This window comes from Haliscomenobacter sp. (assembly GCF_040403615.1).
In the GTDB taxonomy this organism is placed as follows: Bacteria; Bacteroidota; Bacteroidia; order Chitinophagales; family Saprospiraceae; genus Haliscomenobacter.
In genome coordinates, this window is the sequence record NZ_JBBAKG010000184.1 from 1 (window position 1) to 6516 (window position 6516).

Below are 6516 nucleotides of genomic sequence, written 5' to 3' on the forward strand. Positions count from 1 at the left end.
ATGGGGATTGAAAATCCTTGTGTCGGTGGTTCGATTCCGCCCCAGGCCACCATTTGAAACCGTCGTTTTACTTTGTAGAACGGCGGTTTTTCTTTTTCCACAGCGTGTTTCACTCGTAAACGCCTACGCTGCGGGCACTTTGTCCCTACGTTGCTGTGACTTTGCTCTATGACGTACAGCACAGACACAGTGGCAGTGACACGGGAAACGAAACTCCGCTTGTCAGTTGCCGTACTCACAGCAGCACAACCCAGCATTTTGTATCTACGCGACGGCGACGTTGTGTTGTACAGACGCAGCCGCAGTTTGTTGTATCAATGCCGCTACCGACTTGCTGACGGCACGTGGCACAGAGTCAGCACACGTAAAGCGTCAGTTGAACACGCCGTTGCTGTCGCTTGTGATTTGTATGACGAAGCACGCTACAGACAACGCTTGGGTTTAGCACACCGAGCACACACGTTCGCACAAATCGCAGCGATTACAGTGGCAGAACTGCGACGCAAGATTGACGCAACGACTGGCAAAACAGCGTATCACAGCTACCTGTCGTGTATTGAACGCTACTTCCTTCCGTACTTTGCGGATAAACGTATTGAACAGTTGACACACATTGACATTTCCGAGTTTGAGGTGTGGCGTGACAGACAGATGCGACGCAAACCTAAAGCTTCAACGTTGCTGAACTTTGCAAGTGCGTGGAACAGGATTGTTGACACAGCAGTGAAGCAGGGATACATCAGCGAACGTGTGCCAGTTCCCAAGTTGACAACACGCGGCGAGAAAAGCAAAACACGTCCTGCGTTTACAGAACAAGAAGTAGAACAGTTGCTTGTGTTTATGGACACGTGGCGGCGACAGGGTAGTAGGTGTTGAACGTGAAATACGTCCGCTGCTACGTGACTACATTGAAATCTTGTTGTACACAGGAATGCGACATGGTACAGAGGCGATGGGCATCTGCTGGAACAACGTGGAGTGGCACACGCACAAAGATGTGCGGTACATACGCATTTGGGTTGACGGCAAAACAGGTGGACGTTGGCTCATTGCAAAACACGCTGCAGTTGACGTGCTGCAACGTTTACAAGCACGACAGCAAGACATACAGCATATGTCATTTGACGAGTTGGTGACGCAGCGTGTCACGCGAAAACTGTTTCGTTTCACCGACGGCTATCAACCACACAGTTTTGTGGGAACGTTTAGACGGTTGATGCGTGACAGTGGACTTGCTTTGACAGCAGACGGGCAGAACCGTACGTTGTATTCGTTCCGCCACACCTATGCAACGCTGGAACTGCTACGCAACAGTACGGACATACACACACTCAGCAAGCAGATGGGCAATTCAGCGGCAATGATTGAACGGCACTACTCAAAGTTGACGGCAACGATGGCTGCGGAGAGGTTGGCTTGATAACTTTTTGCACTTTTTGTTGTTAAAACAACAAATTAGGTAATTACGATAAGAAATTTACACGTTTTCGACTTCATACTTTGGACGTGAGCATTGTGTAGCCTCTTAGGGCGAGCGATGCGCTTTCCTACTTACTATGCAGCGGGAAATCACCATAAATCATGAGTTACGAAAAAGAAACTTCAGTCACGTCCGCTGAATTAGAAGCACTCATTCAGGGATGGGGCGCTAGCCCTGAAAAATCGATCGACCAATTTTATCCCCTGCGCTTTTGGTACATCTTTTTTTTAGCTCTTTTCTATTCCATCTGGTTACTTTTTGCTAATGACTCGGCGGTTCAGCGGATGACCACGGATGCAACAGATTCGGTCAGAATGGGACGCTTCTTGTACTTTCGGGGATGGTTTATCTTGTGCATCATTGTCTTGGGCAGCTACGCCTACTTTAAAAATTGGTATCCGGCTATTGTAATGAGTGCCCTTTTTCTGATGGCTTGTGTTAACTTGGTCTTTGATCTTTTCAACGTTTACGCCGCAGCACTTTCGCAGCCAACTCCGCAATTGACGCTAATGATTCTTGCCAGAATTATTGCCATTACTTTTTTGTACTTGTGTGTGAAGAATTCAAGTCGTCTACCCAATTTAGGAGACCGCGCAAATCTACTGCTCATATTCAAGAGGACTCAGTGAGATGCATGCAGTAGTCTGTCAACCCCTTGTCCAGTTGCAACATGTTGTTGGATGTGAGAATGAAAGCAGCACACATATGCCACTACAGATTTAGGCCATAGCTCCGACATTCACACGCTGTCAAAATGGGCGTTGGTAGACTTCTCAATTGATTTAATATATTAAGACTACAGATTGCATAGCAAGCTGTGAATGCTATTGAAATAGCATAGAAAATTAAGACAATTATCACAAAGGAAAATTATGGTAAACGAAACACAAGATCCACGTGCACTGTTAGCAAAAATGGACGCAGAAGAAAAGTCTGCACGAGAAAAAGCTGACAAACTTGCAGAAGAAAATGCAAAGAAAAAAGAAGAACTTTTGGCGAAGTTGCGTGCAGCAGACTTGGAGGATGTACTTGAAAAAGTCAAGTTGCACGGCTTTACCGCTACAGATTTGCGTACAGCATTGAAGAAAAAGGGAGCGAAGAAAGCAACGCCCCGCAAAAGTACTGCACGTAAAACCACAGCACGCAAGTCAACACCACGTAAAAAGACAGCCTAATCAGTATGCTGCGTTGGTGTCGCAGTACACCACGCAGCTGCTGATGCCAGATGTAGACAGGCGTATTGATGACATTCAATACGCTAACTACAGCATTCCAACGCTACAGCATGGTCAACGTCTGCTTGTGCAACGTGACCGTGCTGTCGGCAGTGCATTTGAATACGAGCACAGTGAAACTGAGTTTGTTGATGCACATGCTGCAAAGAAATATTCACTGCCAGACTTAGAGTTCAATGCTGCATTGAGCGGTGAACAACTACTTCAACTGGGCAAGTTGAATGAGTCACTGCGTAAACTCGTTGCAGATAGGAACGTTTCCGACACGCAGTTGAAACGTGTGCTGGATGTGCAGCAGTTTGCAGACTACAAAGAGTCACTAACAGCAGAAATGCACAGCAGCGAAATCACATATGGCAGCGGAATGCCAGATGAGTTGCACACCTACAAGCAGCTGCTGAAGGATGCTGACTTTCAGCACAACAAGTTTGAGAAGATGAGCGTGGACAAAAGGTTGGGACGCAAACGATTCCAGCATCACACATACGAACGTGCGAAAAGCAGTGTTGACAAGCTGTACGAGTTGGCACTGGAGCAGTTGGATGCAACATGCAGTTCTGCAGACCCTATGTTGCTGCATGCGATTGAAACATGGATGGACAGAGAGCTGGACTTCGATTCTGGTACAGACAGAAAGATCGGCATTGATGCTGAAACAATCCCTCGCATACGTGGCAGCAAAAGTAAAAATGCATTGGACAGTGGTTTGCCCAAGTTGAGCAAGCGTCTTAAGCGTAAAGAATGCCAGCTGCTGGCATTAAAAGACGCAGCGTGGAAATTGGCGTTCAAGCAGCCCGTGCAGTCAGAATCTACAGATGACGTGCAAGTTGTACGCAATGCAATACTGAATAGGCTGCTGCAGTTGCGAAATGATGACTTGTATTAAACCAATTCAACTGCTTTGCGTTTCATGTCATCGTGCACGGTGATGTACTTTTGAGTTGTAGCAATGCTGCGGTGGCCAGCAAGTGACGCAAGCACAAACACACTAATACCTTGTGACGCAAGACTTGTGAGAAAAGTTTTACCGCCACTGTGCGAACTTGCAGCACGTACACCAGCACGTTTGTATAGCCAGTAAAAGTGCTGTGCAAGTGTGTTGGGTGTAAATGCACGACGTGGTCCTCTGTGTGTGGGAAACAAAGGTTGTGTGCTGTCAATCCAAGTGCGTGAATGAATGTATTTTTCGAGTTCTGCTTGTAGCCTGCTATTGATGTACACAGTTCGAGCGTGATTGTGTTTGACACGATGTGCAGCAAAGAAAACTTCTGCACGTACAGTGCCATCTGCGTTTTGCACATCACCTAATGTCAATCCTGCAACTTCCGATACACGTAAGCCAGCCATTGCAGTCAGCATGAACATTGCACGATTGCGTCGTGCGTATGCGTGTTGTGTTGTGTAGTTCAGCACTGTGTTGATTTCTTCTGCGGTAAGTGATTTTGCTGCTGTCATTTGTAGCTCCAAATAAAGTTAGTGTTGTAAGTGTGCTTTCTTAGTTGCTGAGTGAGCAATAGAAACCTGAAGGTTTGGCGGGTTGATGTGGATCTGTTTGTTTGTACGAGGTTGCAGTGCCGAACAAACAGTTCACGCATAGTGTTATGTCGTGTATTTACCGCTGCAGCTGTGTAAAAGCCCTACAACACAGTTTTGACGGTGGGCATAGCCGTAGCGGACTACTTGTCTGAAAAGTCAACGCATAGGGCTGATTTGACGTGTTGCAGCGTGTGTTGCCCGAAATGGGTTCTACGCCCACAAAAATCACAGCTGCGGATTTTTTGCATCGGGTACTTAGGCTTTTCACCTGGTGATTTCCTACCTATACCACCTGCATGTGCACGAAAGTTTGGCCTTTGTATTTCTATTGTGCGTGTGATGTGTGTGGATGATGAAAGGTGAACGCAGTTCACCTGTGCTGCAACATTGTTCGCTCGCTGTGCTCACTCTCAATGTCTTGCACATGCTGCTTTGCATTTGAATATTATTTGTATTAGAATATTTCGATAGATTCAACCTACACGAAGCCTTAAGCAACAGGCTTCGCGTAGTGAAAACATTTCGATGAGTTCTTTACTACAGCACTTGTGCACAACCATTTGTAGGTAAGGGCGGTTTCGCTGTCTCCTTTTACGTGCTACTGAAACGCAACGCATTTGTGAAAGCCATAGTGCCAACCTTCACAGCGTTTGCAAGATGCTCGAGTGGCATTGCTTGCTCGTGTCGCACAGTTTTCATTGCCGACTTTGTGCTCGAATCTTTTGCCTTGAGTCAATCAGAAAGCAAATCCGAACGCATCCATTGTGGGTAGTGACAACAAGTCTCTGCTACCGCTCAGAACTTCCATCCCTGTGCACACCATTGGCCAGGTTTAGGGTGCATAACAACTGAGTGCACAACTCTCTATCGGTAGTGATTGGAGTGCAAACACTGTGTATCGGTTTTGTCTCCATAGTTATTTAGCAGTGACCAAATAAAACCTGCACAGAAGTGAGCGGTTGTTAGGCTGGTTTATGGCTTTTTGAGCAGATTGCTTTTACACACTAGATTTCGGTTGCTCACACCAAAAGACCGAAACTACAGTTAGTTCATTGCAACAAACAAAGGAGTAATGCAATGACAGCATTGAGTGGATTAAAGTTGACAGCTGCACAAAAAGCAACATCACTGCCGCCTGTGCAGCAGCGTCGAAAAAAGTTGGTGAAACGTATTTGGGAGCAGATTGAACTTGCACGTGCAGAACAAGCTGGTACTAAATTTGCACCCGTCAAACTTCGCAGCTACACAGACAAAGAATCGGGTGTACGCAAACAAGTTGAAACAAACAAGCGTGTCAAAGCGTGGTGGTTTACAGCAGACAACGGCAAGTTGGCGTTGAGTGTTCGCTTCGGACCCAAAGTGCTGGAGCTTGCAAAGGGCAAGTTTGCAGTTGAAGTTGCAGACAAAGCAGACTTGATCAACACATTAGAAGTGGTACGCACAGCAGTTGACAGCGGCGAACTTGATGATGCTATTGAAAACGCTGCGAAGAAACTGCGTGAAGGCTTTGCTCGTTGATGTTTTATATCTGTACTGTCAAGACCAAATAAATACGTGCAACAAGACGAGGTGACGTATGCGAATATTTGAGGCTGCCAGTGCAGAAGAACAGATGGCATTGTGGAAGTTGATTAGCGGCAGTGTGTGGACTGCAATAGAACAACAAGTTCAGCAGCAACAGCGTGAACGTGCTGCACAGGCAAAACATGCTGCAAAGGGCAAAGGTAAACGTAAACGTGTTGCCGCACCAGCTGCAATAACATTGCCTCCGCCACCACAACGTTCTGCAGCACAGCCACAGTCTGCAAACGCTGCTGCGGTAAATCCTGTGCAGACTGCTGCAAACGTTGCAACTAACGGTGCACGTTCTGCATCTTCTGCTGCAGATGTTGATGGTGATGTTGCAGGCACTGCAGACGTTGACATTGATGCTGCAGATTTACAGCAGCAGAAAAGCCGTCATACGAGTCAAAAGACGGGTGTTTGGCCGAGCAAAAGCAGTTAAAAAAAATGTTGGTGAAAATGACAACAGGTATAGTAAAAATACTTTCGCACACGGTTGACGCTTTCGTGCAGCGTTATTGCGTTGCGTTCGTCGCACACCACTTTGCATTCATGCTTTTGAACTTTGAATTTGCACGGTTCGCAGTTTGGAGAGGTGAGTTGAAAATCCTTGTGTCGGTGGTTCGATTCCGCCCCAGGCCACCATCTTTCAAAGTCAACTTTTCTCAGTTGGCTTTGTCGTTTCTGGACTTTCCCAATGCC

At 46.6% G+C, this 6516-nt stretch carries 9 protein-coding genes; 8 read left to right on the plus strand and 1 reads right to left on the minus strand.

Annotation, left to right across the window (positions count from 1 at the left end; translation table 11 throughout):
- Positions 1 to 258 precede the first annotated feature (258 nt).
- From ABW391_RS28095 to ABW391_RS28115, 5 genes are all read left to right on the plus strand, one after another.
- On the plus strand, positions 259 to 876 hold the full coding sequence (locus ABW391_RS28095; protein ID WP_353485229.1) for an integrase: 618 nt from the start codon (positions 259 to 261) through the stop codon (positions 874 to 876).
- A gap of 40 nt (positions 877 to 916) precedes the next feature.
- Positions 917 to 1420, plus strand: coding sequence for a site-specific integrase (locus ABW391_RS28100; RefSeq protein ID WP_353485230.1), 504 nt, complete (start codon positions 917 to 919; stop codon positions 1418 to 1420).
- Positions 1421 to 1581: 161 nt separating this feature from the next.
- Positions 1582 to 2109 carry a hypothetical protein gene (locus tag ABW391_RS28105; protein WP_353485231.1) on the plus strand — a complete coding sequence of 176 codons (528 nt, stop codon included), beginning with the start codon at positions 1582 to 1584 and terminating at the stop codon, positions 2107 to 2109.
- Positions 2110 to 2352: 243 nt separating this feature from the next.
- Positions 2353 to 2655 carry a hypothetical protein gene (locus tag ABW391_RS28110; protein ID WP_353485232.1) on the plus strand — a complete coding sequence of 101 codons (303 nt, stop codon included), beginning with the start codon at positions 2353 to 2355 and terminating at the stop codon, positions 2653 to 2655.
- Between the two features lie 16 nt (positions 2656 to 2671).
- Positions 2672 to 3601 carry a hypothetical protein gene (locus tag ABW391_RS28115; RefSeq protein WP_353485233.1) on the plus strand — a complete coding sequence of 310 codons (930 nt, stop codon included), beginning with the start codon at positions 2672 to 2674 and terminating at the stop codon, positions 3599 to 3601.
- Here the strand turns inward: ABW391_RS28115 and ABW391_RS28120 are convergent.
- Positions 3598 to 4182, minus strand: coding sequence for a tyrosine-type recombinase/integrase (locus ABW391_RS28120; RefSeq protein ID WP_353485234.1), 585 nt, complete (start codon positions 4180 to 4182; stop codon positions 3598 to 3600). The two genes, ABW391_RS28115 and ABW391_RS28120, sit on opposite strands and share 4 nt — an antisense overlap.
- A 1146-nt stretch (positions 4183 to 5328) precedes the next feature.
- On the opposite strand from ABW391_RS28120, the gene ABW391_RS28125 reads away from it, so the two are divergent.
- The 3 genes from ABW391_RS28125 to ABW391_RS28135 all read left to right on the plus strand — a co-directional run.
- Complete coding sequence (locus ABW391_RS28125; RefSeq protein WP_353485235.1) at positions 5329 to 5769, plus strand: DUF6641 family protein; 441 nt, start codon at positions 5329 to 5331, stop codon at positions 5767 to 5769.
- 58 nt (positions 5770 to 5827) lie between these two features.
- Positions 5828 to 6256, plus strand: coding sequence for a hypothetical protein (locus ABW391_RS28130; protein ID WP_353485236.1), 429 nt, complete (start codon positions 5828 to 5830; stop codon positions 6254 to 6256).
- Positions 6235 to 6516, plus strand: a 282-nt coding sequence (locus ABW391_RS28135) for a hypothetical protein (protein WP_353485237.1), incomplete at its 3' end; no start/stop codon positions are given. The genes ABW391_RS28130 and ABW391_RS28135, both read left to right, overlap by 22 nt.